The organism is Neobacillus novalis NBRC 102450 (genome assembly GCF_001591805.1).
GTDB classification, from domain to species: domain Bacteria; phylum Bacillota; class Bacilli; order Bacillales; family Cytobacillaceae; genus Neobacillus; species Neobacillus novalis.
In genome coordinates this window covers 242,108-268,548 of record NZ_BCVP01000016.1, presented here as the reverse complement: position 1 = coordinate 268,548, position 26,441 = coordinate 242,108, and the positions used below count along the sequence as shown (strand labels likewise).

The following is a 26,441-nucleotide window of genomic DNA, read 5'->3' as shown; positions in this document are numbered from 1 at the left end:
AGATGATTCAAAAAGTCATTTCTGTCCTCTTATAGGATAATGGAAATAAACAATCTAATCAATTTTTTCCTATCTTGGCATTAGTATGCAGCCAAACCATTCGTAAAACCTTATGAAAAAGAACACATCTCTATTTGGAAATGTGTTCTTTTGCTTATTTAACCGCTTTTCTTGTGCTTTCTGATGTAAAGTCGGCGATGATGACAAGAATCATATAACATAAGAGAAGCAGGGTGATTTGTGTGTAATTGAAATAGCTCATTGCCAATTTGAAATCCATTCCCAAACCGCCCGCTCCGACAAAGCCAACGACAATCGTTGTTCTCATAATAACTTCCCAGCGGTAAAGAATATAGGTGAGAAATCGCGGTAAAACCATTGGAAGGATGCCGTAAAAAAATGTTTCTACCTTGGAAGCACCAGAGGCAGCTAAATTTTGAATCGGCCTTGGATCCATGTCTTCGATTACTTCTGCCCAAAGCTTACCTAGGATTCCAAAGTTATGGAGGGCAAGGGCAACCGCTCCCGGCAGCAGTCCAGGTTTAAAGATAAAGATTATCATCATCGCCCAAACTAACTCTGGAACCGATCGTGAAAAAATATAAACGACACGGACAATTCCATATAGAAACCAATTGTACCACTTTTTATTCGAAGTCAAACTGCCATTAGCAATGTTCCTTGCCGCTGGAATAACAGTGAAAAACGCTGCAATCGTTGCAAACCCAATCGCCATGATGCTCATTTCAAGCGTTTCAAGCGTCAATTTTAATGCGGCAGCCCAGCTTCCAGAATCGAGGAAAGCCGGATGCCTATCGTTTAAGCCAATCAAGCCCCCGAAAAACTTCTTCGCATATTCGAAATTTTTACCAGAAAGTAATTCAAATAACTGGGCATTCTCGGCCAATCTGATATACACCCAAGAACCAAGGATTAAAAGGATAGCAAAAAAAGTGGATCTCCACCCAGTGCTGAAACCATGGCGCCGCTTCCGTTCCGTTAACCCTTTACGTACAAAATTACTCCAAATATCTACAACCAGCACCAATCCAATTAGAAAAAACACATACGACCATACTTGATCATATTTCAAATCGGCAAGCGAAAGCTGAATCTGATAGCCTAGGCCGCCGAGTCCAACGAAACTCATGATAGCCGAAGAACGAATTGCACATTCAAAGCGGTACATCGTATAGCTGATCATATCCGCCCAAATCAATGGAAGATAGCCATAAATCAAGGTTTGCAGCTTGTTTGCACCAGCAGATTTTAATGCCTTTATGGGCTGAGCGGAAACATCATTTAACATATCAGCAAAAATCCGGCCGAGAATACCGCCATATGGAATCGCAAGGGCAAAAATTGCCGCATATGGTGAAAGACCGACTGCGGCAACAAAAAGCCAAGCCCAAATTAGTTCATGAATGGATCGGGTGAATCCTAATATACCTCTAAAAAACACTTTTGAAATAATCCTGGAGGTTTTATTAGAAGCTAGTACACCTGAGGCGAGAATTCCGACGATAAAAGCATAAATAATTGCGAGCGACATCCCAGCAACGGCGTAGGCAAGGGTGATCCACGCTGATTCAATGCCAAGTGATAACACTCCTGTGGACAAATCAGGATGAATGAGACCTTCAAAAATTTGCAGCATCGTCGGTATGCCGCCAGCATGGAATAGGTCAGTACCCCATTGGATAGAGAAAAGACTCCAGACAAAAACAGCTGCCAAAACTAAAGTAAGGATGAACCGATTATGCATGCGAAAAATCGATTTCATACCTTATCACCGCTTTTAAGCTGGTACAATTCGGCTAAAAGGTCATCTGTTACATTTTCTGTCGGTAGGTCAAAAAATATTTCACCATTTTTCAAAGAAATAATTCTGGTAAAATACTTTCTGGCGTATTCAACAGAATGCAAGCTCGTGATTAACGTTTGCTCTTCTTCGGTAACGATTTTCGTCAGCATCGCCAGAATATCATCGGCTCTTGCAGGATCAAGGGAGGCAACCGGTTCATCGGCCAAAATCACTTCAGGCTTTTGCACCATTAGTCTTGCCATGGCAACACGCTGCTGCTCCCCGCCGGATAAGGTTGAGGTGATTTCAAACGCCTTCCCATGAAGTCCAACCCGTTCTAATGCTTTTATTGCAAGTTCTTTTTCCTGTGGAACGAGTAATGAAAAGAGAGATTTAACAGTACCCCATTCAGACAGTTTTCCGGCTAACACATTATGAATCACTGCCAGCGGTCCAATTAAATCGAATTGCTGGCGAATTACACCGATTTTTTTGGCCAATATTTTACCGTTTTTATAGGCCGATAGGGGCTGTCCATCTAAAAGAAGTTCGCCGCTAGACAGTGGTACCATTCTAGCAATGGCATTAAGCAGCGTCGTTTTACCGGCACCGCTTGGTCCAATTAAAGCTACTAATTCCCCTTGTTTAATGGTAAAAGAAAGGGAAGATAGGGCTATCTTCCGCTCAAAGTGTTTTGTTAAATTTTTTGCTTCAATCATGTGTTTTGAAGACATTTCTATTGCACCTACTACTTAATGATCTTTAGTTCTTTTGCAACCATTTCAATCTTTTTGTAATTATCATTTTTTGTTTCAACAAAACGATCGGTTTGGAATAAATCAGCAATTTCTTTTTGCTCGCTAGTAATCGAGAGAAGGGCTTCTTTTACTTTTTTCTTCGTACCCTTTCCAAAAACATCTTCAACATTGCTGTTTACCGTCCAATTATAGTCAAAATAGGCAGGAGTAGTGTAGAATACTTTTACTTTATTCGTATCTACTTTTTTTTCTTTTACAGCTGCTTCCCAAACTGCCTCGTTCAATGCCCCTGCTTTAAAGGCACCTGATTCAATCAGCTTGTATGTTGTATCATGTGAGCCAGAGAAGTTAGGCTTGCCATCAAAGTCTGTATTCGGATCAATTCCTGCCTCTGTTAAATAGTAACGCGGCATTAAATGCCCGGAAGTAGAGCTTTCACTGCCAAAGGTAAATGACTTGCCTTTTAAATCCTCCAGCTTCGTGAAATTTTCGGAAGACTGGGTAATAAATACGGAGTGGAACTCAGCATCGCGCGGCCGTTGGACAATCGACTCTGCTTCAGGGACAAGGTTTCTTGCCTGAACACTTGTTAAGCCGCCAAACCAGGCCATATGAATTTCTCCGCGTTGAAAACCAGTTACGAGTGCTGCATAATCAACTGACGGTACAAATTCAACCTTTAATCCTGTCTTTTCACTAAGATATTTAGCAACTGCCGTCATGCCTTTGTCAAGATCAGCGGCATTTTGGTCAGGAATTGCTCCAATTTTAAACACTTCTTTTGTTGTTGCCTCTTTTTTTCCTTCACCAGCTTTATCATTCTTTTGCCCGCAAGCAGCTAGGGAAAATACAACCATAACCAGAATAAGGGCGGAAAGCCATTTTTTCATTGTAAAACACACCTCAATTATTTTTTTTAGATTACACCCATTGATAAATCCAATGGAAGTGTCTTAGATTTTACATTATAAAGAATAATTGTATCAAAATAAAGCCAAATTATCTATTTGTTCGATGAAAGGTAATCGGTTATATACATAGGGGAATATTGGAAACGAAGCAAAAAGCAAAACCCCCAGCTAAAGTGCAGGGGGCTATGATGTTACCGCTTATACAGTCTGCTGCGACCATTCCTCAACATTCCATACCTTTGTTACCCAATCTTCATAAAAATCAGGTTCATGGCAGACAAGGACAACAGTCCCTTTGTATTCTTTAAGGGCACGCTTCAATTCTGCTTTGGCAACGATATCTAAATGGTTTGTCGGCTCGTCGAATAAAATCCAGTTACTTTCATTCATCATTAGCTTACAAATGCGAACCTTAGCTTGTTCGCCGCCGCTTAGTTGATTCATCGGGCGGGAGATATGTTCATTCTTTAAGCCACAGCGGGCAAGTGCAGCGCGCACCTGGTGCTGATCCATCGAAGGGAAGGCATTCCAAACATCATCAATCGGCGTCATTCCTGCTGCTTTTACCTCTTGCTCAAAATAAGAAGGGAAGAGGAAATCACCGCGTTCAACCTTTCCATTTAAAGGATCTAGTTTGCCAAGCATCGTCTTAAGAAGCGTTGATTTTCCAACCCCATTACAGCCGATGATCGCAACTTTTTCGCCGCGCTCTAATGTCATATTCATTTTCGGCAGCAGCGCATGGTCGTAGCCAATTTCTAAATCATTGGCTTCGAAGACATACCGGCTGCTGCTGCGGGATTCTTTGAAACCGAAAGTAGGCTTTACCGCAGTTTCCGGACGGTCAATCCGTTCCATCCGATCCAGCTGCTTTTGACGGCTCTTAGCCCGGCCTGTCGTCGAATAACGGGCTTTGTTTTTAGCGATGAAATCTTCTTGTTTTTTAATGAATTCCATTTGTTTTTCATAGGCGTTAATATGCTGGTTCTTATTGATTTCCGCGAGTTCCAAGTATTTTTCATAGCTTGCCGTATAGCGGGTAAGCTTGGAAAATTCCAATTGAAAAATAACATTGGATACTGGATTCATAAATTCCGTATCATGGGAAATGAGAATAAACGCATATGGGTACTCTTTTAAATAAGATGTTAACCAGCGAATATGCTCAACATCTAAATAGTTGGTTGGCTCGTCAAGCAATAGAACCTTGGGCTGCTCCAAAAGCAGTTTTGCAAGCAGGACCTTTGTTCTTTGCCCGCCGCTGAGTGCAGCAACGTCCCGATCTAATCCAATCGCATCCAGGCCTAATCCTCGGGCTGCTTCTTCAATTTTGATATCTAATGAATAGAATCCGCCGGCATCAAGGGCATCTTGGATTTCACCCATTTTTTCCAACAGATCTTCCAGCTCTTCAGGAGAAGCATCAGCCATTTGGGCGGTTACCTCATTTAATTCCTTTTCTTTTTCAAAAAGGGGAAGGAAGGCGTCGCGTAGAACATCACGCATCGTTCTTCCAGAAGTCAGGATGGTATGCTGATCCAAATAGCCGTAATGGGCACCAGGTGTCCATTCTACCCGGCCGCTGTCATGAATTAATTGGCCGGTAATAATATTCATTAACGTAGATTTTCCGACGCCATTGGCACCGACAAGGCCGACGTGATCTTCAGCTAATAATCGAAAGGAAACATCCTTAAATAAGGTGCGGTCTCCAAATGTATGAGATAAGTTATCAACAGTTAATAAGCTCATTGTTATTCGTAATCCTCGCTTTATTCAGGAATTTATACATTTCTACATCATACTAGATTTTTAAAAAGAAAAATACTGTAAATTTTTTGAATGATGGATTCTCCAAATCACAGGCTATTTGAATGGCAATGAATAAATCCCAATATTATTTGGGCAATTTAATTAAAAAAAGGAAAAAATGTATGATAGGACTTTTAATTGCTATTTTTGTATTTAATTTTATTGCCTTTAAGACCAATAATAGATTAACGTCTAATCATATTGTTCATATCTGGACATTTACGATTGCTTTCCAAACGCTTTTCGATATGTTCATGGAATTTAAATTTCATGGCTATTGGTATTTTAAAAAAGCAATTGAATGGGAAGGAGTACTTCCGCATGTGTTGCTTGTCCCGCCAGTCAACATGATGTTTTTAAATTGGTATCCAATTAAAGCTAAAATCAGCAAACGTATAGTTTATATCATCCTGTTTGTATGTGCCATCTTACTATACGAACTAATTACCCTGCTTCCAGAGCCGTGGGGTTACTTCCATTACGGCTGGTGGAAATTATGGCATGCAGCCCTTATTGACCCCATCCTTTTATTGATCTTGTTATGTTATTATAAGTGGATAGGCAGGATTGAACGAATCAGGGAAACGTAGAGGCTGCGAATGCAGCCTCTTTTTCTATTTCTAATGAAGACGTTTAAACAAGGATACCAGCTTGTACATATATTAATAAAAATAGATGGGAGGAGTGGTGAAGGTGGTCAGACAAGACGGCATTTCAATTGGCACAGTTTCAGGAGGAATTGTCAACTTTGGCGGCGCTGAAATAATTGCACCAATAACCATAACAAAAACAGTTGCAGGTTCTGGTTCCGAAAATGCAGGACAGACAATTATCACAAACTCTGGGCTGAATCCAGCGCAGCAGAAGAAGTTGAAAGAGTTAAAAGAATTAGTTGAGACGGTGCTATAATAGGACCGTCTTTATTTCGTTAGTCTCTGTGATTTTACTGATTGAATACTCATTCATTTTCAGGTATGATGAAAACAAGTAATAAAATCAGAAAATTCGAAACTATGAGGTGAGAGGATATGAAGAAATCAATTCCTGATCAATGGTATCAACAATTAAGATTGCCGGTCATTGCTGCCCCGATGTTTTTGGTGTCAGGCACCGAGCTTGTGAAAAATTGCTGCTTAAATGGGGTTATTGGCTCATTTCCTGCCCCTAATGCCAGGCCAATTGAGGTTCTTGACCAATGGATGGGGCAATTGAACGAGGAACTTGGGGAGGCTCGCGCTAAAGAGCCAAACCGTAAGATTGCACCGTGGGCGATGAATATGGTCGTACATAGCACTTACAGCCGACTTCAGGAAGAATTGGCATTAATTCAAAAACACAAGCCACAATTAGTCATCACCTCATTAGGCAGTCCAAAACAAGTTGTTGAGATTGTCCATGAATATGGCGGCCTGGTTTTTTCGGATGTCAGCGACCTGAAATTTGCCAGGAAGGCAGCAGAGGCTGGTGTTGATGGGTTAATTTTGGTAGCCAGCGGCGCCGGCGGGCATGCGGGGCAGATTAATAGTTTTGCTTTTGTGGATACTGTTCGGAAATTCTGGGATGGAATCATTATCCTAGCTGGTTCTATTTCTACAGGAAAGGGAGTATTAGCTGCTCAGGCTGCTGGAGCAGATTTTGCCTATATGGGCACGCGTTTTATTGCTGCTACAGAAAGCATGGCCAATTATGAATACCGGGAAATGCTGGTTGAGGCAACCCAGGAAGATATTATTTTAACGGATGCATTCTCCGGCATTATGTGTAATATGCTAAAACCTAGTATTGTCAAAGCAGGTCTAGATCCAAATCAACTGGAGAAAAAGGACAAGGTTGACTTCGATACTATGCAAAGAGAAACAAATGCGAAAGCCTGGCGCGATATTTGGTCCGCCGGTCACGGGGTAGGAGCTATTGACCGAATTGAATCAGCTTCAGCTATTATTAACCGTTTAGAAGCTGAGTATCAAGAGGCGTTGGAAAAGGTTAATAACAATGCAGCTAAATTTAGCGTGATTCCCGTAAACTAAGCGCATGTCTGTTGTCAGCATGGTCGACAAATCTGAAAAAATAAAGACCTTTCGGAGGTCTTATTTTTTTTTGACCGAATTAAACAAGAACATCTAAGCTAATAACCTGATTCAAATTGGGTAATCTAAATGAAAGAAAAATATTTTTCACACTTTGTCCACCAGGTATGAACAAATAGTAAAAAATATGATAAAGTATACTAGGAGAATCCATCAATACTAACGTTTAATAGGTACATAAATGTCCGCGTGGAGTGGACAAATGTCTTTTTCTACTACCAGTATCCAGAAAGCTAAGGGGGAATTGAATGTGTCCAGTAACATTTTGGAGCAATTTTTAAATGATAATCTTGATGATTTAAGAGGTAAGGGTCTATATAATGTCATCGATCCGTTGGAAAGCCCAAATGGTCCAATTATAAAGATTAATGGAAGAGAACTCGTCAATTTATCTTCCAATAACTATTTAGGCCTAGCCACCGATGAACGTCTAAAAAAAGCGGCAGTTGAGGCGATTGAAACATACGGCGTCGGCGCAGGTGCGGTTCGAACAATCAATGGAACTCTTAAGCTTCATGTCGAATTAGAAGAGAAATTGGCTGAATTCAAACATACAGAAGCAGCGATCGCTTACCAGTCCGGTTTTAATTGTAACATGGCGGCCATTTCTGCAGTAATGGATAAGAATGACGCGATTTTATCGGATGAATTAAACCATGCCTCGATTATCGACGGCTGCAGGCTGTCTAAAGCAAAAATTATCCGTGTCAATCACTCCGATATGGAAGATTTACGTGCAAAAGCCAAGGAAGCAAAGGAATCTGGCCTTTACAATAAGATTATGGTGATTACCGATGGCGTGTTCTCGATGGACGGCGATATTGCCTTACTTCCGGAAATCGTTAAAATAGCCGAAGAATTTGATTTAATTACCTATGTGGACGATGCCCATGGCTCTGGTGTTCTTGGTGATGGTGCAGGGACAGTCAAACATTTTGGATTATCCGATAAAATTGATTTCCAAATCGGTACTTTATCAAAGGCAATTGGAGTTGTTGGCGGCTATGTCGCTGGTAGGAAGAATTTAATTGACTGGTTAAAGGTTCGCAGCCGTCCATTCCTATTCTCGACATCGTTAACACCTGCAGATGTAGCGGCAAGTAAGCGGTCAATTGAGATTTTGATGGAAAGCACAGACCTTAACAAGCAGCTATGGGAAAATGGCAACTATTTGAAAAAGGGCTTGAAAGCATTAGGGTTTAACATAGGGAACAGTGAAACGCCAATCACCCCATGTATCATTGGAGACGAATCGCTTACCCAGCAATTCAGCAAACGTTTGAATGAAGAGGGAGTATATGCGAAGGCAATTGTGTTCCCAACCGTTCCACAAGGGACTGGTCGTGTCCGCAATATGCCGACGGCTGCCCATACGAAGGAAATGCTGGATCAAGCCATTGCGATTTACGAAAAAGTCGGTAAGGAAATGGGTGTTATTTAATCCAGCAGTGACACCCTTGATATGAGGGTGACGTACCTATAATGTAAAGCAGAATTTTTTAGCATAAGTGAAGAGGACGGAGAAACGATGAAACGTATTTTAATTACAGGTGCTTTAGGGCAAATTGGCTCTGAATTGACCTTAAAGCTGAGAGACATTTATGGTTCAGATAATGTGATTGCAACCGATATAAAAAAGAATGATAGCGAGGCAGCCGGGAGCGGTCCGTTTGAAACAGTCGATGTGACCGATTTAAACCAAATGGTGGAGACAGCGAAAAAGTACAAGGTGGATACGGTCATGCATTTAGCTGCACTTCTATCGGCGACAGCAGAAGCAAAGCCGGTATTTGCTTGGAATTTAAATATGGGCGGGCTGTTGAACGGGCTTGAAACAGCAAGGGAACTAAACGCGCAATTTTTCACACCAAGCTCAATCGGCGCCTTTGGTCCATCTACACCTAAGGATAACACACCTCAGGATACGATTATGCGCCCTTCCACTATGTACGGGGTAAACAAAGTGGCCGGCGAGTTATTGGCCGACTACTACCATCAAAAATATGGTGTCGATACCCGCGGCTTACGTTTCCCAGGGTTAATCTCCCATGTGGCCCTTCCAGGCGGCGGAACAACGGATTATGCTGTTGAAATCTACTATGAAGCAGTCAAAAATGGCAGATATACCTCTTATATTGATAAAGGTACTTACATGGATATGATGTATATGCCGGATGCCTTACATGCAATTATTGATTTAATGGAGGCCGATTCAGCCAAGCTAATTCACCGCAATTCCTTCAATGTCACTGCAATGAGCTTTGACCCTGAAGAAATTGCTTCTAGTATTGCCAAGTATGTACCTGGATTTGAAATTTCTTATCATGTTGATCCGGCTCGGCAAAAAATCGCGGATAGCTGGCCAAATTCGATTGATGCGACGGCGGCAAAAGAAGAATGGGGCTTTAAATTCGAGTATGATTTAGATAGAATGACGAAGGAAATGATTGAAAAGCTTCGTCAGAAACTATAAGAAGTAAAAATCCTGAACCAAATGGGTTCAGGATTTTTTATATAATGATATTGGGTTATGACTGTTTCTCATTATAGAAAAATGAAAAACAGCGAGGCAATAAATGCCACGCTGTCATCGGCTTACATAGATTAGTTTGTCTTTCTTATCGGTAACCCGGCCAATGATTGCTGCTTGGACTAATCCATTTGAATGTAGATTATCAACATATTTAGAAGCTTCCTCTTCACTAATGGCAACAAGGAGGCCGCCCGAGGTAATCGCATCACAAAGGACAAGCTGTTCTTCTGGAAGGATATCGTCGTAAATGACATCGTCAGCTAACCATTTATGATTAGACTTCGAGCCTCCTGGTACAACACCATCCCTTGCTAACTCAATAGCTCCTTCGAGAAGCGGTACTTGGCTAAATGAAATTTCGAAGCTTACGTTACTTCCACTTGCCATTTCACTCCCATGACCAAGTAAGCCAAATCCGGTTACATCTGTAACGGAATGCGGGTGATAGTTCGTTAACACTTCTGCTGCCGTTTTATTCAGCATCGCCATTGTGTCTGTAACCATTTGTTCCTGCTCTGGCGTTACGACGCTTCTTTTTATCCCAGTGGTCAGAATGCCTACCCCAATAGGTTTTGTCAAAACTAGGAAATCACCGGGTTTGGCCCCAACGTTTTTCCAGACCTTATCCGGATGAACAATTCCTGTAACAGACAGACCAAACTTAGGTTCTTGATCATCAATCGAATGGCCGCCAACCGTAATCGCACCCGCTTCTTTTACTTTATCAGCAGCACCGCGGAGTATTTCGGCAAGCATGTCTGCGCCAAGCTTTTTAATCGGATAACCAACAATATTCAATACTGTTTTCGGTTCTCCCCCCATTGCATACACATCGCTTAATGCATTTGCAGCCGTAATTTGCCCGAACATATAGGGGTCATCGACGATAGGAGTAAAATAATCAACGGTCTGAATAAGTGCAATCGTGTCTGTTAATCGATAAACACCAGCATCATCGGAAGTATCAAGCCCCACTAATAATTCTGGGACAGGTTCTTGTTTCGGTAATAAGCGCAACACTTGCGCTAGGTCCTCAGGACCAATTTTGCAGCCTCAACCAGCTTTTGTTGATAAAGAGGTCAGGCGAATTTTTTCTTGTTCACTCAACATGTCCACCTCCATTTTATTAGTATACCTGTTTCGCAATAAATCCGCACTACAAGTGCAGAAGATTTGCCCAACAATAGCCTGCTGGGATAAAATATTTCTAGCATCTAGGTGTTGGAAAATAAGGAGGAAATTTTCATGAAAAACTATCATATTATTGTCGAATTCTGCATGCAATGAAACTATGCACCAAAAGCTGCGAGTTTCGCGGAAGAGTTATTTAACCATTTTTATCGAGATATTCAAAAATTAGAACTAATCCCTAGTTCCGGAGGCGCGTTCGAAGTGACTGTTAATGGAGAGAAGGTCTACTCAAAGCTTGACACAGGGATTTTTCCAGATACAGCAGAGATAATTGACATTATTTCTACGAAGTAACCCTAAATCCTTTTTTCATGATGAAGGTTGTGTTATTTCCGGTAATATTATTATGTAAACTGTCCAAAAAAAAGAAACCAAAAATGAAATTAAGGCAGTGTAATAAATCTGTTTTTTCCTGATCCTTTTTCTGTCTTTGAAATAAATACTTCAAGAATCCCATTTGAAAAAGAAGCCGATACTTTTTGTTGATTTATCTTATAAGGGAAATCAATGGTACGAATTCGTGTTTGTTGGTCCGGAGAGGGGGGGTATTTAGATGCAGAAATGATTATTTTTTCTTCTTCTATATATACCTGAATTTCTGAAGCCTCAAACTCGTTTAAAATCGCTTCGACAATCCATTCCTTGTCAGTTTCGTAAACATCGATTTGGAATTGAGTCTGGTCATAATATGAGGTCAATGGATCAAGAAAATAGTTTTCCAGCCACTTCTCTACTAAATCAAAATCAACGTCCTGGTTTTGATCATCTTTCTTTTTTGTCATATTCAATCCCCCTTGCTTGTTTCATTTTATTCATTCCGAATTAATACGTGAAAAGGATGTGATATAATAGGAAAAAAGAAGGATAATGTGAAGGAGTTTTTTTTTGTGAAAGAATGGTTACGTTCAATTCCGGCCATCCATGAGCTACAAAGCCATGATGCGTTTTTGTCACTGCAAGAAGAAAGTAATCTTGATCACTTGCAGCTTACGAAGCAGTTAAAAGATGTTGTCGATCAAGTAAGGGATACCATCATTCATGATAAGTGGGCAGGCGCTAAACCAGGGACAAACCGCTTTATTGAAGAGTTATTTGCTATTCTAGAAATGAATTTAAAAAAGCAATTTTCCTATACAATTGAAAAGGTAATTAATGCAACGGGGACGATTCTACATACCAATCTTGGCAGAGCAAGATTAAGCGAGAGTGCTATTCGTCATGTGGTTGAAACAGCCAGAAATTATTCAAATCTAGAATATAAGTTGAATGAAGGCGCGCGAGGTTCACGCCATAGTCATGTTGAAGCATTGCTAAAGGAGATTACCGGAGCGGAAGCGGCCATGGTCGTCAATAATAACGCATCTGCTGTTTATCTGATTTTAAGGGCAATGGCTAAGAATAAAGAGGTCATTGTATCAAGGGGGCAGCTAGTTGAAATTGGCGGTTCTTTTCGGATTTCCTCGATAATGGAGGAAAGTGGCGCACAGCTTATCGAAGTAGGAACAACCAACAAAACACATCTTTACGATTACGAGAACGCAGTAACTCCAGAAACTGCCATTGTTATGAAGGTACATACGAGCAACTTTAAGGTCGTCGGTTTCACAAAATCAGTTGAGACAGAAACACTGATTGATTTAACAAAAAGGCTTGATGATGTTATTTTTTACGAAGACCTTGGAAGTGGTGCACTTTACGACTTCAGGAAGCATGGAATTGGTGAAGAACCGGTAGTCAAAGAGGTTATTGAAATGGGGGCAGATGTCGTAACCTTCAGTGGAGACAAGCTCCTTGGCGGTCCACAAGCAGGGATTATCGCCGGTAAAAAGGAAATTATTGATTGTCTGAAAAAACATCAGTTAGCCAGAGTAGTCCGGGTGGATAAGATGACTTTAGCAGCGCTGGAAGGGACGTTAATTGATTACGCCCGCGGTGAAAAAGCGATGAGAAATATTCCCGTTATCCGTGATTTATTAGTTTCTCTTAATGAATTAGACGAAAGGTCTAGGGCCTTCGTTACAAATTTGTTACAAAGGACAAGCGCCTTTCAGGCAAAAATATTTCCGCATACAAGTCAAGTGGGCGGGGGAACGATGCCGGACGTTGTCCTTCCAACCTTAGTTATTGCTTTAATACATGATTCTTTAACGGCTGAACAGCTCAGTAGAAAACTGCGCACCGAATCGAAGCCAGCGATCATCGCACGAATTCAAAAAGAGGAATTTATTATTGACCTAAGGACTGTTACTCTTGAGGAAGAAGCTATCTTGCTTGAAAAATTAGTAAATATAGGGGACCCCTCTTAAGATAAGAGGGGTTTTTCTTCATATTACATATCATGGTGTGAATTGTGTTTGGCTCGGGTATGATTGCGATTCTTTACTTTGTGAGAACCGCTCAATGGTTCAGGCTGCCCGGATTGCTTCGGTGCGTTTTTTCGCATATCTTTGCCGTCGTTTTTGTTCATTTTTTTATCCCTCCTCTGTAATTAGGATGTAATCAATAAATCTTTTTATGCCGAATATTTTTTGCTGTTCTGTGCAATTTAACGGTAAACAAAATGAAGGAGTGAACTAGTGAAATGCAAAAATATCCTTACAACAAGGACAAACAACAGGCTTTTCAAGCGGCACAGCAAGGATATGAGGAGGCACAGGGACTGTTTAATACCATCATTAGTGATAGTGCGAGTTATGGCCATCAGCTTAAACATTTAAAGAATGAAGTAAATGAAGCTTACCAGCAAATTGAAAATGCTCTTGAAGTGGCTTCAGAACATCAAAGGTCACAATTAGAACGATTTCAACAAGACCTGCAAAGTATGGTTTCCGAAGTGAATCAGACCGAATAGATAAAGCAGGAGGTGGCCCTGCCATATGGGTCACCCCTTTTTGTTTTTCTTATTGATTTTTCTTGCGCTTTTTATTGTTCATTCTCTCTTTTGCTGTTAATTCCGGCTCGCTGGCTAATTCTTCGTTGAAACCTGCTCCTTTTCCTTGCCCTTTAGCAGCATTCATTCCAGGAATTACATGATTAGACTTTCGTTTTACCATATCATTCACCTCCCATACCGTTACTATTTCCTTTATATCTTGAAAAATGACAATGAAAAATTTTTTTGAGATAATAATAAAGGAGATGAGTATTTCCCTTAAAGTAATTCCACTCAAGTGTTAATGCGATTTTCATAATATTCCGAACAAATTACATAAAAGACATAAGAAAAACTTATCAACCACAATAACTTTCTTGTTATTTACTTATGTAAACGGTTGTATTAAGATAAGAATTGTGAGAAAAGTGAAGCTGGATGGGAAAATTCAAACTTTTCGACTTTTCGTTAATTTTGCTTTATTATGACGAATGAAGGGGGTTTTACACATGGTAAAAAATGATGTATTTAACGCACGCGCTTCCTTTGAAGCGAACGGCAAACACTACCACTATTACCGTTTAAGTGCATTGGAAGAGGCAGGTATTGGCAAGGTATCCAAACTGCCATATTCCGTAAAAGTACTACTTGAATCAGTACTTCGCCAATACGATGGCCGCATGATTGGGAAAGAGCATATTGAAAACTTAGCAAAATGGGGTACAGCTGAGCTTAAAGAAGTGGACGTTCCATTTAAGCCGGCACGTGTTATCCTTCAGGATTTTACTGGTGTACCAGCGGTAGTTGACCTTGCTTCTTTAAGAAAAGCAATGGCAGACCTTGGTGGCAACCCAGACAAAATCAATCCAGAAAAAACGGTTGATCTTGTTATTGACCACTCTGTTCAGGTTGATGACTATGGATCAGCTGATTCATTACGAATTAACATGGATTTTGAATTTGAACGCAATGCAGAACGCTACCAGTTCTTAAGCTGGGCACAAAAATCATTCAACAACTACCGGGCTGTTCCGCCTGCAACAGGTATCGTGCACCAAGTAAACCTTGAATACTTGGCTGATGTTGTTCATGTGGCAGAAAATGCTGACGGTGAATTGGAAGCATATCCTGATACATTGGTAGGTACAGACTCCCATACGACAATGATCAATGGTCTTGGTGTGCTTGGATGGGGTGTAGGCGGCATTGAAGCAGAAGCTGGAATGCTTGGGCAGCCATCATACTTCCCAGTGCCTGAAGTAGTCGGTGTTAAATTACTGGGCGAACTTCCAAACGGCTCAACTGCAACAGACCTTGCCTTAAAAGTAACGCAAGTCCTTCGTATTAATGGGGTAGTTGGGAAATTCGTTGAATTCTTCGGACCTGGTGTATCCGTATTACCACTTGCTGACCGTGCAACAATTGCCAACATGGCTCCTGAATACGGCGCAACTTGTGGATTCTTCCCTGTTGATGAAGAAGCAATTGCCTACTTACGTTTAACTGGACGCGATGAAGAACAAATCAATGTTGTTGAACAATATTGCAAAGAAAACGGCTTATTCTTCAATCCGAGTGAAGAGCCAGTGTATACAAATGTAGTTGAAATTGACCTTTCTGCGATTGAAGCAAATCTATCTGGTCCAAAACGTCCACAAGATTTGATTCCACTTTCAAAAATGAAAGCAGAATTTAATAAAGCGATATCTGCACCACAAGGGAACCAAGGTTTCGGCATGAAATCTGAGGAACTTGAAAAGTCAGCAACCGTTAAATTCCAAAACGGTGACGAAACAACGATTAAGACTGGTGCGATTGCCATTGCTTCCATTACAAGCTGTACAAACACATCGAATCCGTATGTAATGGCTGGAGCAGGACTTGTTGCGAAAAAGGCAGTTGAATTAGGAATGGAAGTTCCAAAATTCGTTAAGACTTCCTTAGCACCGGGTTCAAAAGTAGTAACTGGCTATCTTCGAGATTCTGGATTGCTCCCATATCTTGAGCAAATCGGTTTCAACCTTGTAGGTTACGGCTGTACAACCTGTATCGGAAACTCCGGTCCATTAAAAGAAGAAATTGAAAAAACAATCGCTGAAAACGATCTATTAGTTACATCAGTACTTTCAGGAAACCGTAACTTTGAAGGACGGATTCATCCGCTTGTAAAAGCAAACTATCTTGCTTCACCACCGCTTGTTGTTGCCTATGCGCTTGCTGGTACAGTGAATATCGATTTCGCTGCTGAAGCAATTGGTAAAGATAAAGACGGTAACGATGTCTTCTTCAAGGATATTTGGCCATCTACTGCAGAGGTCAATGATGTTGTTAAACGCACTGTTACACCTGAACTATTCCGTAAAGAGTACGAAAACGTTTTTGGTGACAACGAGCGTTGGAATGAAATCAAAACAAGCAATGAGCCTTTATATACTTGGGATGAGGATTCTACTTACATTGCAAACCCGCCGTTCTTTGAAGGCTTATCACCAGAACCAGGTGAAGTTGAGCCATTAAATGGACTACGTGTGGTTGGTAAGTTTGGGGATTCCGTAACAACTGATCATATTTCACCAGCAGGGGCTATTGGTAAAAATACTCCAGCCGGAAAATATTTACTTGAAAAAGGCGTGGCTATCCGCGACTTTAACTCTTACGGATCACGCCGTGGTAACCACGAAGTGATGATGCGCGGAACATTTGCAAACATTCGTATTCGTAACCAAATCGCTCCAGGTACAGAAGGCGGCGTAACTACTTACTGGCCAACAGGCGAAGTAACGTCTATCTACGATGCGTGCATGAAGTACAAGGAAAACGGCACTGGCTTGATTGTTCTTGCTGGTAAAGACTACGGAATGGGCTCTTCACGTGACTGGGCTGCGAAAGGTACCAACCTATTAGGCATCAAAACAGTACTTGCTGAAAGCTTCGAGCGTATTCACCGTTCAAACCTTGTGTTAATGGGTGTTCTTCCACTTCAATTTAAACAAGGCGAAAGTGCTGAAACATTTGGTCTAACAGGTAAAGAAACGATTGATGTTCAAGTGGATGAAAACGTAAAACCACGTGATCTTCTAAAAGTGACAGCTACAGACGAAGCTGGTAACAAGAAAGAATTTGAAGTACTTGTCCGTTTCGACTCTGAAGTTGAAATTGATTACTACCGCCATGGTGGTATTCTGCAAATGGTATTACGTGAAAAATTACAACAAGCATAATAGAGGTTATGAAAACACCATGTCTTTCGGCATGGTGTTTTTATGAATTTTCGGGAAATCATTGACAACTGCACCTGATGTTCAATAAAATGGAAGTATCAAACGAAAAGGGATGAATAAAGGGCCAATGAAATTATAATCTTATTTTTCAGCACATGATTCGAATAATCGAAAAATGATGAACCTGGAGAATGGGATTAGTCTGCCCTTTTTTATATCCTAATCGTATAAACCATTATGAAGAACCTTTTTAGGTATATTTTTTGCTGTGCATGTATTATGGTTAATTATGATAAAAGGAATTAAAAAACTCGCTTCAGGTTCGTGAAGGGAGTTTTTTTATGCTAAATAATCAGAAGACGATCGTAAAAGTAATTGGATTAGAAAAAAGTTTTCACTTAAGGAAGGTATTAGACAATATCAACTTTGAGATTAAAAATGGCGATAGAATCGGCCTTGTCGGTTATAATGGCACTGGGAAAACGACACTTGCCAATTTAATTTTTGGAAAAATTACTCTAGATAATGGATTGATTGAAAAATCAAGAGATTTGCGGATTGGTTACCTCACACAATCGATTGATTATGAGGTGAGTCATTTTCAGCAATCCATTGCCGAGGTCGAGGAACAAGAGTTGTTTCAGCATGCAAGCAGTTTAGGCCTTAACAAGGTTTATAACTGGAGGGAAAATCGTTTGACCCACTTAAGTGGCGGGGAAAAGCTAAAACTCGCATTATCAATGGTTTGGGGAACGAAGCCTGATTTTTTAATTTTGGATGAACCAACTAATCATTTAGATTTCACTGGGATAAACTGGTTGGTTTCGGAATTAGAAAAATTTCATGGCCCTGTTTTAATTATCTCGCATGACCGCCATTTTTTAGATAAAACGGTTAATCGCATTTTTGAATTAGAGGATAGCCGAATTCAATTTTACAATGGAAACTATAGTGACTATCGAATAGAAAAAGAGCAGAGAATAGCGAATCAGCGTCATCAATACCATGTTCAGCAGCGCCAAATCGAAAAGATTGAATCGCAAATGGAACAGTTAAAGTCTTGGTCAGAAAAAGCACATCGCGATTCTACAAAGCAAGGATCTGCCTCAGAAAGAAGACAAATCGGTTTTAAAGAGTATCACCGGGTAAAGGCAAAAAAGCTGGATAACCAGGTGAAATCGAAAATGAAACGATTGCAAAATGAGCTTGATAAACACAAAATTGAAAAACCGATGGAGGAAGCTTCGGTTCGATTTCAGTTTGATAGCCATGGAAAGCGGGGCAAACGGATTATTGAAGCCAAGAAGTTAACAAAAGGATTCGCAGATCGGATGCTTTTTCAGGATTCTCAGTTTTATATTAATCATGGCGAAAGAATTGGACTATTCGGTGAAAATGGCTGCGGCAAAACGACATTAATTAAGATAATACTAGGTGATGATATATCCTTTGATGGGGAGCTGTGGAAGAGCGATTCCGTAAAAATTGCTTACTTAAGCCAAGACGTTGCTGATTTGCCCGCCGATAAAACAGCGATTGAAGCATTAGGGTTTACGGAGAGAGAAAGTATTCTAAAGGCAAGAACCTTGCTTGCCAATTTAGGCTTAAATGAACAGCTGATCACCAAGGCAATTGGGACATTGAGTCTTGGTGAGCGAACACGCGTAAAGCTGGTCGATTTGTTAATGCAAAAGTATGATGTTCTTATTTTAGACGAACCAACCAATCATTTAGATTTACCAAGCAGGGAGCAGCTTGAAATGACATTAAGTGAGTTTACTGGGACAATCATTACCGTTTCACATGATCATTATTTTCTTAATAAACTTTGTGACCGGCTTCTTGTGTTTGAAAATCAACAAATTAGACGAGTTGAAATGAAACCAGAGGAGTATCTCAATAAAGATGTAAAGAGTGGAGATGGTTCCGAAGAAGCGCTTTTAATCATTGAAAACAAAATCGCCTTAATCTTGGGTGAATTATCATTAATTGATCAAATAGATCCAAAATATCATCGTTTAGACGAAGAATTTAACGAACTTCTTAAACAAAAACGAAATTTAATGGGGTAAATCGTAAAAGAGAGCAGGAATTCCTGCTCTCTTTGTTCGTTATCAGACCTTTTTCAATTTTAATTGCGTAAATGTTAGGTTTATTTGCGAATTTACCTGTTTTATTTGCGAATCAGCCCGTTTTATTTGCGAATCTCACTCTTTTATTTGCGAATCACTTTCCTCATAGTTTTGCCCCCATAATTGAAGCAGCTCTTTCTCTCTTTCCGAACGCATGCCCGATTTCCACTCATCTTCAGTCAGCTGTCGATTTTGTTCCCATTCATAAATTTCCACTAAGCTCTCCTCAATGGGTCTAAAACTAAGCCCACTTTGAACTGCCTTATCAATATTTATCGAAAAGGCACCTCGCCAGGGCTGCTCAAGCTCCGGCGATAATGGTGAATCTTCAGGTACCCAGAGAGGCATTTCGGTCCATGGTTCCACACCTTGATCAAGCAGGAACTTTTCATCAGTCCAAACTAGTTCGGCATCAGAGCCGGTCACGTTAATACAAGCATCGAGGAACTCTTTCATCGTTAACTGATAATTAGGTCCAGTGGCGTTAAAGGTACAGGTTGAATGGCTTGCCATCATCTGCAGCATCCAAACTGATAAGTCTTTATTATCAATTACCTGTACCCGGCGGTTTGGTTTACCAGGGACTAACACTTTACCGCCTTTTGCGATTCTATTTAACCAATATGGAACACGATCCGTATAATCGTTCGGTCCCATTAATTGTCCAGCCCTGATATTCAAGACCCGGCCAGGCAAATTATTTTCGGCAATCCGTTCACATAATGCCTTGAAATGCCCATAATGATCATAAATTGGACCTTTCGCATCCTTTGAAAGCTCATTTGCTTCATCAAGCGTCATTTCTAAAACGGGGTAGTTTTCATCCAAATTTTCCGGGACCCAGTCTTTATAAACGGAGATACTTGAAATAAATATATAATGATTTACTTGGTCTTTCAAAAATTCAGTCGAATTTTGAACCGTATAGGGAATAAAGCCGCTCGTGTCCAATACTGCATCCCAGTTGCGGTTCTTAAGCTCCTTTAAGTTGCCAAAACGATTTCCGGTAATAATTTCAACGTCTTTTAGGCCGGCATTTTGAAAGCCGCGATTAAAAATGGTCACTTCATGATTTTGGGATAGCGCTTCTTCCACAAACGTTCTTCCTAAAAAGCGGCTGCCACCTAAAACAAGAATCTTCAAATGAATTCCCCTCCATTTCCTCCTTCTATTTTAACAAATTTTCCGACAATTGCATTAAGAATCGCATTTCCGGTTTTTCAAAAATGAAAAGTTTTGCATATGCCTTGGATATTGTTAAAATTAAATTTGTACATATAGACGAGGAGATGTTTTAAGTTGGAAAACACATTTTTACAATCCGTTTCCTATGAAAACGGTGTTTTAAAAATATTAGATCAAACAAAAATCCCTAACGTAACAGAATTTCTTGAAATCACGAAAATTGAAGATGCCTGGGATGCGATTAAACAATTAAAAGTGCGCGGTGCTCCGGCAATTGGGATTGCTGCTTCCTATGGATTAGTAGTTGGGATAAAGGATGCTCCGGAAAATTCCTATGCGGATTTTTATAGCTTTTTTAAAAAACAAGCAGACTATTTGGGTTCGTCAAGGCCGACTGCAGTTAATTTATTTTGGGCATTAAAACGGATGGATGAACGGGCGCAAAAGGAACAGGAGCAGCCAATCGCAAAAATTAAGCGAGCACTAGAAGACGAAGCCCATTTAATAAGAAAAGAAGATGAAGAAGTTTGCCGGAGCATTGGCGAGCATGCCTTGCGCCTTTTACAAGACGGGATGGGAATTCTAACCCACTGCAATGCGGGCGGCATTGCTACTGCGAGATATGGAACGGCACTTGCTCCATTATATTTAGCGAAAGATAAGGGCTGGGATATCAAAGTATTTGCCGATGAAACAAGACCGCTATTGCAGGGTGCTCGCTTAACCGCTTGGGAATTGATGCAAGCAGGGATTGATGTCACGCTAATTACTGACAATATGGCCGCAATGGTGATGCAAAAAGGCTGGGTCCAAGCAGTAATTGTCGGCTGTGACCGGGTTGCGGCAAATGGCGATGTCGCCAATAAAATCGGGACGTACGGTGTCGCATTACTGGCTAAAGCCCATCAAATTCCTTTTTATGTAGCAGCGCCCATGTCCACGATTGATTTGGAAACCAAAACAGGTGCTGATATTCCGATTGAGGAACGTGAGGCGGCAGAAATTACCGAGGGTTTTGGAAAAAGAACGGCTCCTGAAGGCGTGAAGGTGTTTAATCCAGCATTTGATGTGACACCACATGAGCTGGTAACGGCTATTATTACTGAAAAGGGTATTCTAACAGGAAATTATCAGGAAGAGCTGCCAAGACTTTTTTAATGTAGGAATGGAAGGGAGGGGTGCTTATGATAACAGAAATAAAATATAAAAAGCAAATTTGTGACATGGGAAAAAGGATTTATGAAAAAGGATTTGTTGCTGCAAACGATGGCAACATTTCCATTAGGGTCAGCGACAATGAATTCCTGATTACGCCAACGGGTGTAAGTAAGGGCTTTATGACGCCCGAGATGATAATAAAGGTGGACGGGCAAGGGAATGTCCTTGAGGGGATCCCTCCTTTCCGGCCGACATCAGAAATGAAAATGCATCTGAGAATTTACCAAGTTCGTCAGGATATACAAGCTGTTGTTCATGTTCATCCGCCATATGCAACGGCATTTGCTATTGCGGGAATCCCTTTAGATCAAGCGATCATGCCCGAATCAGTTGTCTACCTAGGAACAATCCCTGTTGCAGAATACGGAACCCCGTCGACAAATGAAATACCAGATGCCGTCCAAAAGTTTGTTCATCACCATCAAGGTGTGTTATTAGAAAATCACGGCGCTTTAACATGGGGAAAAGACTTAGAGCATGCCTATTATTTAATGGAATCATTAGAATTCACGGCAAAAATTAATTGGATTGCCAAACAAATGAATGGCGATCGGGAACTATCTAAAAAGCATGTTCAATCACTTGTTGAGCTGAAAACGAAAATGGGTATTAATAGTAAATCACCAATCGGAGCTGAAACAGCTGAGGGTATCCATGCGCAGAAAATTACCCCTCCCTTGGAACAATCCTTATCGGAACATGATATAAACTTGATAGTTGAGAAGGTCACCAAAAATGTTCTAGAGGAAATGAAAAAACTATTTTAATAAAAGTGTGGGCCCGCCTTTTCTAAATTGTCACAGATTTGGCATATACAAGTTTCGTTTCAACTAAGTTTATAGTGTAAAATCGATATAGCGTATATAGAAAAAAGGAGGCTTTCGGGGATGATAAAAAAAGTAATTGCTGCCGTTTTATTAGTTACCTTATTGACAGTAGCGATTGTGCAGGCTATGGATAAACGGACAGAGAAACCCGAAACGGCAAGTCAAACAGCATCAACTAAAGAAGGTCTTAGTATTGGAGCAAAGGCACCCGATTTTGAGTTAAAAACATTGACGGGGGACACGGTTAAACTCTCCAATTTAAAAGGGAAAAAAGTAATGCTTAACTTTTGGGCAACTTGGTGCGGTCCATGTAAAGCAGAAATGCCGGAAATGGAACAATTCTCTAAGCAAATTGGAGACGATACTGTGATATTAGCCGTTAACATTGATCCACAATTGGATGTAAAAGGGTTTGTTGACGAAAATAAGATTACCTTTCCAATCCTTCTTGATACCGATGACAAAGTAAATGAAACTTATCAAATTATGGCTATTCCTACTACTTATTTTATCGACAGCAAGGGAATAATCCAGAATAAATATCCAGGAACCATGAAACTGAATATCATGGAAGAATATACAAAAAAATTAAAGTGAGACGTTGGTAATTTTCCAATGTCTTTTTTCTTTTGAAATAATCGATATAATTTTCGAAAAGTTGTAATAATTGCAACCGTTTCCGGGCATAATAACTGTTACAATAGGATATAAGGAAGGTGATACCAATGAGAAAACCAAGAAAACGTTCCTTTGCAGAACTAGTATCAGAAAATAAATCACAATTGTTAAAAGATCGTGCTGCGATGGAAAAAATTGAACAGCGCTTAGAACAAAAACGCCTTGGCAAAGCCGAGTAATACAAAGTTTTCCAATCATGGTTTTTCATCCTTATGGACAAAATATAAATAAGGAGGGATCATGAGATGAGTAATGAAACAGGTTATAAAACAAAACATTTTAAACCAGATCACATTGGAACACAACCACGAGGGTTTGGTGGAAATAAAGGGAAGAAGATGCAAGATACTTCCGGTAAACATGCCCAAGTGATGCAAACCAAAGGTGAATAATTTATTGATAAAAGACCTACTCGGCTTTAGCCAGCAGGTCTTTTTTGTCGTGATATCGTGAAAATTTCTCGATTCCTGTGATATTTTTTTCATCCCGTAACAAACTATATTTGTACCAAATAAACTTTTATGGAGGAATATACCCGATGGCGTTTAATAACCAACCTAAACCGGATGATCGCAGTGATAATGCTGAAAAGCTTCAGTCGATGATTGAGGATACTACGGAAAATATTGCAAAAGCGGAACAATCTCTAGAATTTACCGATAGTGAACAACAGCGTCAGCAAATTGAAGCCAAGAATCAGCGCAGACGGGAAAGCATTGACTCCTTTAAAGCAGAAATTCAGGATGAAACATAAATCATTTACCTATTTCAAAAAGGGCCTGAGCCACAAGTTCAGGCCCTTTTCCTATTTTAAAACTCTTTATTTAGTGAAAAGATTTTGGGTGTGATAAGATAAAAGGGAAATTTCAAAAAAGAAGTGATGATTTTGACACAACAGGAAAAGCAGCGTTTACTATCGAACGAGCAAATCGGAAAGTGGGAACGGGAGCTGAACGAAACAGGGGTAATTCGTAATCAAAGCCAGTTGGTTTCCGCGATAAGTCATGAGTCCAATCCCATTACATCATCGAAGTTGTTAACACTTGCGGCGCTTTCAAGACTTGGGCGAAATACGGAGGACTCCTTGGCACTTGTTTGGCTAGATAAGGCCATAAAGCTAGATCCTCAGAACCAAAGGGCAAAAGAATTTATGATTCGGTCTGATTGGAAAAAGTTGAAAGATTTGCTCAGCCCACTTTCCTTTCCGCCGATAAGGGAAACCGATAATCGCACGGCCAAGAAGAAGACCGCAGAACAGTACATAGAAATATGTCAAAGCTTTTTAACAGGAGCGGATGCACAGTTACAATTGTTACAGGATAATCTCGACTTGGCCGCAAAGCTAGCCAATTCAGATGCAGTTCAAACCTATCAACAACTGCATGATTTACTAGCTGCAGCAAACGAGAAAACAAGCAGCCTGCTGAAAGCGGCAGAAGAATACGATCAATCGATTACCGGTGTTTTTCACACATCCACCTTTTATGAGGAGTTAAAATTGCATCTGTCTAGCGTGGAAGAAATTAAGCAGAAATGGCAGCAGTTATTTGTTGATGCAGCTGCTCCTGTCGCAACGCAAGAAAATGCTCTAGATCAATTAAATAATATGATTGGCATGGATTCGGTTAAGAAAAGGGTTAATGATTTTTACCGATTTTTAAAATACCAAAAACAACGGAAGGAACTTGGCTTTCAAGTAAAGGACGAGCTTAGTCTGAATATGATTTTAACTGGGAATCCAGGTACAGGAAAAACAACGCTTGCTCGCTTGCTAGCAAAAATTTACCATGAGCTCGGAGTCCTGCCCCGTGAGGAAGTAATCGAAACGAACCGTTCTCAATTAGTTGGCTCGTTTGTCGGGCAAACGGAAGAAAATGTCCGGGCTGTAGTGGAACGCTCCATTGGCGGGGTATTATTTATTGATGAAGCCTATAGTTTAAAGCGTGTTGGGCAAACGGGAAATGATTATGGACAGGCAGCAATTGATACGCTTGTTTCATTAATGACAGGACACGAGTATGGCGGGAAGTTTGCTGTCATTCTAGCTGGTTATCCTGATGAAATGCGCTCCTTTTTGGATGCAAATCCCGGCCTCAGAAGCCGTTTCCCACAATCAAACTTTATTCATTTACCTGATTATTCGAATGAGGAGCTTATCCTAATTGCGGAATCTGCAGCAAGTGATAATGATTACTTTATTACAGAGGAATCCAAAATTGAGATAAGCCACCGGCTTGAGCAAGAGCGGGTTGATGATACCTTTGGTAATGCTAGAACTGTTCGCAATATCGTGTTGGATGCCATTTTTAAGAAAGGGGCATTCAACCAGGAAAAAGAAGCGGACATTCTTGAATATATGTTTCTTAATCAAGAGGATTTTCGATTGGATAAAGAAGATGCATCGGAATCGCCATCCGAACAGCTCGAACGTTTAATTGGGCTTGAATCTTTAAAAGTGGAATTGAAATCACTTATTTCGTTTGTAAAAATGCAGCAATTTAGAAGGAAAAATGGGATGCCGGCGGTGCCAATCCAGCTCCATTCCGTGTTTACGGGAAACCCTGGTACAGGAAAAACGACAGTAGCGAAAATCTATGCAGCGTTTTTAAAAGAATGCGGAATTTTAAAAAGAGGACATCTCATTGTTGCTAGCAGAGCAGATTTTGTCGCAGGATATGTCGGTCAAACAGCCGGAAAAACAAAGAAGAAGATCAAGGAATCCCTTGGCGGCGTTTTATTTATTGATGAGGCTTATTCCCTTCTTTCGCATTCTGCGGGTGATTTCGGCAAAGAAGTCATTGATACACTTGTTGATGAAATGACGAAGCATAATGAAAATTTAGTCGTGATATTAGCGGGTTATCCTAATGAAATGAACCAGCTACTTGAAAGCAATCCTGGCCTGCGCTCAAGGTTTAAAAAGTTTTTTCTTTTCCCTGATTATTCAGCGGAGCAGCTCCTTGAAATCATGACCTCCTATGCTGAAAGCTATCGATATGAATTAACAGAGGAAGCCGGGAATTGGTTGCTGCAAGCAATAGAAGAAGCCGACTTTAAGGGGAATGGGCGTTTTGCGACAAACTTAGTGGATGAAATGATACAAGCACAAGCCACAAGATTAATGGCAGTCGAAGGGGACGAACATCTATTTGAAAGTTCTTTGTTTCTAAATGTAGAAGATGTCAAGACAGCCTTGAATAAAATGTAAATAG

General features: G+C 40.5%; 26 protein-coding genes. 17 read left to right on the top strand and 9 right to left on the bottom strand.

The window, feature by feature from the left end; translation table 11 throughout:
- Positions 1-154 precede the first annotated feature (154 nt).
- The 4 genes from BANVL01_RS14690 to BANVL01_RS14675 form a co-directional block, all read right to left on the bottom strand.
- A complete protein-coding gene (locus tag BANVL01_RS14690; RefSeq protein ID WP_066087192.1) occupies positions 155-1,783 on the bottom strand; it encodes a PhnE/PtxC family ABC transporter permease in 1,629 nt (542 codons plus the stop codon).
- Positions 1,780-2,538: a phosphonate ABC transporter ATP-binding protein gene (locus BANVL01_RS14685; protein WP_066087194.1), complete on the bottom strand. Its 759-nt coding sequence runs from the start codon at positions 2,536-2,538 to the stop codon at positions 1,780-1,782. The genes BANVL01_RS14690 and BANVL01_RS14685 overlap by 4 nt, the downstream gene beginning before the upstream one ends.
- Positions 2,539-2,552: 14 nt before the next feature.
- Positions 2,553-3,452 carry a putative selenate ABC transporter substrate-binding protein gene (locus BANVL01_RS14680; protein ID WP_066087197.1) on the bottom strand — a complete coding sequence of 300 codons (900 nt, stop codon included), beginning with the start codon at positions 3,450-3,452 and terminating at the stop codon, positions 2,553-2,555.
- Positions 3,453-3,671: 219 nt separating this feature from the next.
- Positions 3,672-5,225 (bottom strand): ABC-F family ATP-binding cassette domain-containing protein, encoded by a 1,554-nt coding sequence (locus BANVL01_RS14675; RefSeq protein ID WP_066087200.1) that lies wholly within the window; start codon positions 5,223-5,225, stop codon positions 3,672-3,674.
- A gap of 182 nt (positions 5,226-5,407) precedes the next feature.
- Here BANVL01_RS14675 and BANVL01_RS14670 point away from each other — a divergent pair, with 182 nt between their 5' ends.
- From BANVL01_RS14670 to BANVL01_RS14650, 5 genes are all read left to right on the top strand, one after another.
- Complete coding sequence (locus BANVL01_RS14670) at positions 5,408-5,875, top strand: hypothetical protein (RefSeq protein ID WP_066087203.1); 468 nt, start codon at positions 5,408-5,410, stop codon at positions 5,873-5,875.
- A gap of 103 nt (positions 5,876-5,978) precedes the next feature.
- Entirely contained in the window at positions 5,979-6,194 is a 216-nt protein-coding gene (locus tag BANVL01_RS14665; protein WP_066147911.1) for a spore germination protein, read from the top strand.
- 119 nt (positions 6,195-6,313) lie between these two features.
- A complete protein-coding gene (locus tag BANVL01_RS14660; protein ID WP_066087207.1) occupies positions 6,314-7,312 on the top strand; it encodes an NAD(P)H-dependent flavin oxidoreductase in 999 nt (332 codons plus the stop codon).
- A 310-nt stretch (positions 7,313-7,622) separates the two neighbouring features.
- A complete protein-coding gene (locus tag BANVL01_RS14655) occupies positions 7,623-8,813 on the top strand; it encodes a glycine C-acetyltransferase (RefSeq protein ID WP_066087210.1) in 1,191 nt (396 codons plus the stop codon).
- Positions 8,814-8,900: 87 nt separating this feature from the next.
- Positions 8,901-9,845: an L-threonine 3-dehydrogenase gene (locus BANVL01_RS14650; protein WP_066087213.1), complete on the top strand. Its 945-nt coding sequence runs from the start codon at positions 8,901-8,903 to the stop codon at positions 9,843-9,845.
- Between the two features lie 114 nt (positions 9,846-9,959).
- Here BANVL01_RS14650 and selD read toward each other — a convergent pair whose 3' ends face one another.
- Positions 9,960-11,015, bottom strand: a complete 1,056-nt coding sequence (selD, locus tag BANVL01_RS14645; protein ID WP_425311813.1) for a selenide, water dikinase SelD — start codon at positions 11,013-11,015, stop codon at positions 9,960-9,962.
- A gap of 135 nt (positions 11,016-11,150) precedes the next feature.
- Between selD and BANVL01_RS28770 the strand changes: the two genes are divergently transcribed.
- Positions 11,151-11,390 carry an Rdx family protein gene (locus BANVL01_RS28770; protein ID WP_342342312.1) on the top strand — a complete coding sequence of 80 codons (240 nt, stop codon included), beginning with the start codon at positions 11,151-11,153 and terminating at the stop codon, positions 11,388-11,390.
- A gap of 89 nt (positions 11,391-11,479) precedes the next feature.
- Here the strand turns inward: BANVL01_RS28770 and BANVL01_RS14635 are convergent, their stop codons facing one another.
- A complete protein-coding gene (locus BANVL01_RS14635; protein ID WP_066087219.1) occupies positions 11,480-11,878 on the bottom strand; it encodes an Hsp20/alpha crystallin family protein in 399 nt (132 codons plus the stop codon).
- 105 nt (positions 11,879-11,983) lie between these two features.
- On the opposite strand from BANVL01_RS14635, the gene selA reads away from it, so the two are divergent.
- Positions 11,984-13,402, top strand: a complete 1,419-nt coding sequence (gene selA, locus BANVL01_RS14630; RefSeq protein WP_066087225.1) for an L-seryl-tRNA(Sec) selenium transferase — start codon at positions 11,984-11,986, stop codon at positions 13,400-13,402.
- 23 nt (positions 13,403-13,425) lie between these two features.
- Here the strand turns inward: selA and BANVL01_RS14625 are convergent, their stop codons facing one another.
- Complete coding sequence (locus tag BANVL01_RS14625; protein WP_024026873.1) at positions 13,426-13,563, bottom strand: small acid-soluble spore protein P; 138 nt, start codon at positions 13,561-13,563, stop codon at positions 13,426-13,428.
- 114 nt (positions 13,564-13,677) lie between these two features.
- On the opposite strand from BANVL01_RS14625, the gene BANVL01_RS14620 reads away from it, so the two are divergent.
- Positions 13,678-13,947, top strand: coding sequence for a hypothetical protein (locus BANVL01_RS14620; RefSeq protein WP_066087228.1), 270 nt, complete (start codon positions 13,678-13,680; stop codon positions 13,945-13,947).
- 49 nt (positions 13,948-13,996) lie between these two features.
- Here BANVL01_RS14620 and sspO read toward each other — a convergent pair whose 3' ends face one another.
- A complete protein-coding gene (sspO, locus tag BANVL01_RS14615; protein ID WP_066087231.1) occupies positions 13,997-14,149 on the bottom strand; it encodes a small acid-soluble spore protein SspO in 153 nt (50 codons plus the stop codon).
- Positions 14,150-14,477: 328 nt separating this feature from the next.
- On the opposite strand from sspO, the gene acnA reads away from it, so the two are divergent.
- Positions 14,478-17,189, top strand: a complete 2,712-nt coding sequence (acnA, locus tag BANVL01_RS14610; RefSeq protein WP_066087234.1) for an aconitate hydratase AcnA — start codon at positions 14,478-14,480, stop codon at positions 17,187-17,189.
- 341 nt (positions 17,190-17,530) lie between these two features.
- Positions 17,531-19,261: a ribosomal protection-like ABC-F family protein gene (gene abc-f / locus BANVL01_RS14605; RefSeq protein WP_066087237.1), complete on the top strand. Its 1,731-nt coding sequence runs from the start codon at positions 17,531-17,533 to the stop codon at positions 19,259-19,261.
- A gap of 135 nt (positions 19,262-19,396) precedes the next feature.
- On the opposite strand, the gene BANVL01_RS14600 is transcribed toward abc-f, so the two are convergent.
- On the bottom strand, positions 19,397-20,464 hold the full coding sequence (locus BANVL01_RS14600) for an NAD-dependent epimerase/dehydratase family protein (RefSeq protein ID WP_066087240.1): 1,068 nt from the start codon (positions 20,462-20,464) through the stop codon (positions 19,397-19,399).
- 156 nt (positions 20,465-20,620) lie between these two features.
- Between BANVL01_RS14600 and mtnA the strand changes: the two genes are divergently transcribed.
- The 7 genes from mtnA (at position 20,621) to BANVL01_RS14565 (ending at position 26,437) form a co-directional block, all read left to right on the top strand.
- Positions 20,621-21,664 (top strand): S-methyl-5-thioribose-1-phosphate isomerase, encoded by a 1,044-nt coding sequence (gene mtnA, locus BANVL01_RS14595; protein WP_066087243.1) that lies wholly within the window; start codon positions 20,621-20,623, stop codon positions 21,662-21,664.
- Positions 21,665-21,690: 26 nt separating this feature from the next.
- The gene (locus BANVL01_RS14590; RefSeq protein ID WP_066087246.1) at positions 21,691-22,491 is read left to right on the top strand and encodes a class II aldolase/adducin family protein; all 801 of its coding nucleotides are present in this window, start codon (positions 21,691-21,693) and stop codon (positions 22,489-22,491) included.
- 120 nt (positions 22,492-22,611) lie between these two features.
- The gene (locus BANVL01_RS14585; RefSeq protein ID WP_066087249.1) at positions 22,612-23,148 is read left to right on the top strand and encodes a TlpA disulfide reductase family protein; all 537 of its coding nucleotides are present in this window, start codon (positions 22,612-22,614) and stop codon (positions 23,146-23,148) included.
- Positions 23,149-23,276: 128 nt separating this feature from the next.
- Positions 23,277-23,408 (top strand): FbpB family small basic protein, encoded by a 132-nt coding sequence (locus tag BANVL01_RS14580; protein WP_066087251.1) that lies wholly within the window; start codon positions 23,277-23,279, stop codon positions 23,406-23,408.
- Positions 23,409-23,474: 66 nt separating this feature from the next.
- A complete protein-coding gene (locus BANVL01_RS14575; RefSeq protein ID WP_066087254.1) occupies positions 23,475-23,621 on the top strand; it encodes an acid-soluble spore protein N in 147 nt (48 codons plus the stop codon).
- A 146-nt stretch (positions 23,622-23,767) separates the two neighbouring features.
- Positions 23,768-23,983 (top strand): small acid-soluble spore protein Tlp, encoded by a 216-nt coding sequence (gene tlp / locus BANVL01_RS14570; RefSeq protein ID WP_066087257.1) that lies wholly within the window; start codon positions 23,768-23,770, stop codon positions 23,981-23,983.
- A gap of 126 nt (positions 23,984-24,109) precedes the next feature.
- On the top strand, positions 24,110-26,437 hold the full coding sequence (locus BANVL01_RS14565; RefSeq protein WP_172800901.1) for an AAA family ATPase: 2,328 nt from the start codon (positions 24,110-24,112) through the stop codon (positions 26,435-26,437).
- Positions 26,438-26,441 lie beyond the last annotated feature (4 nt).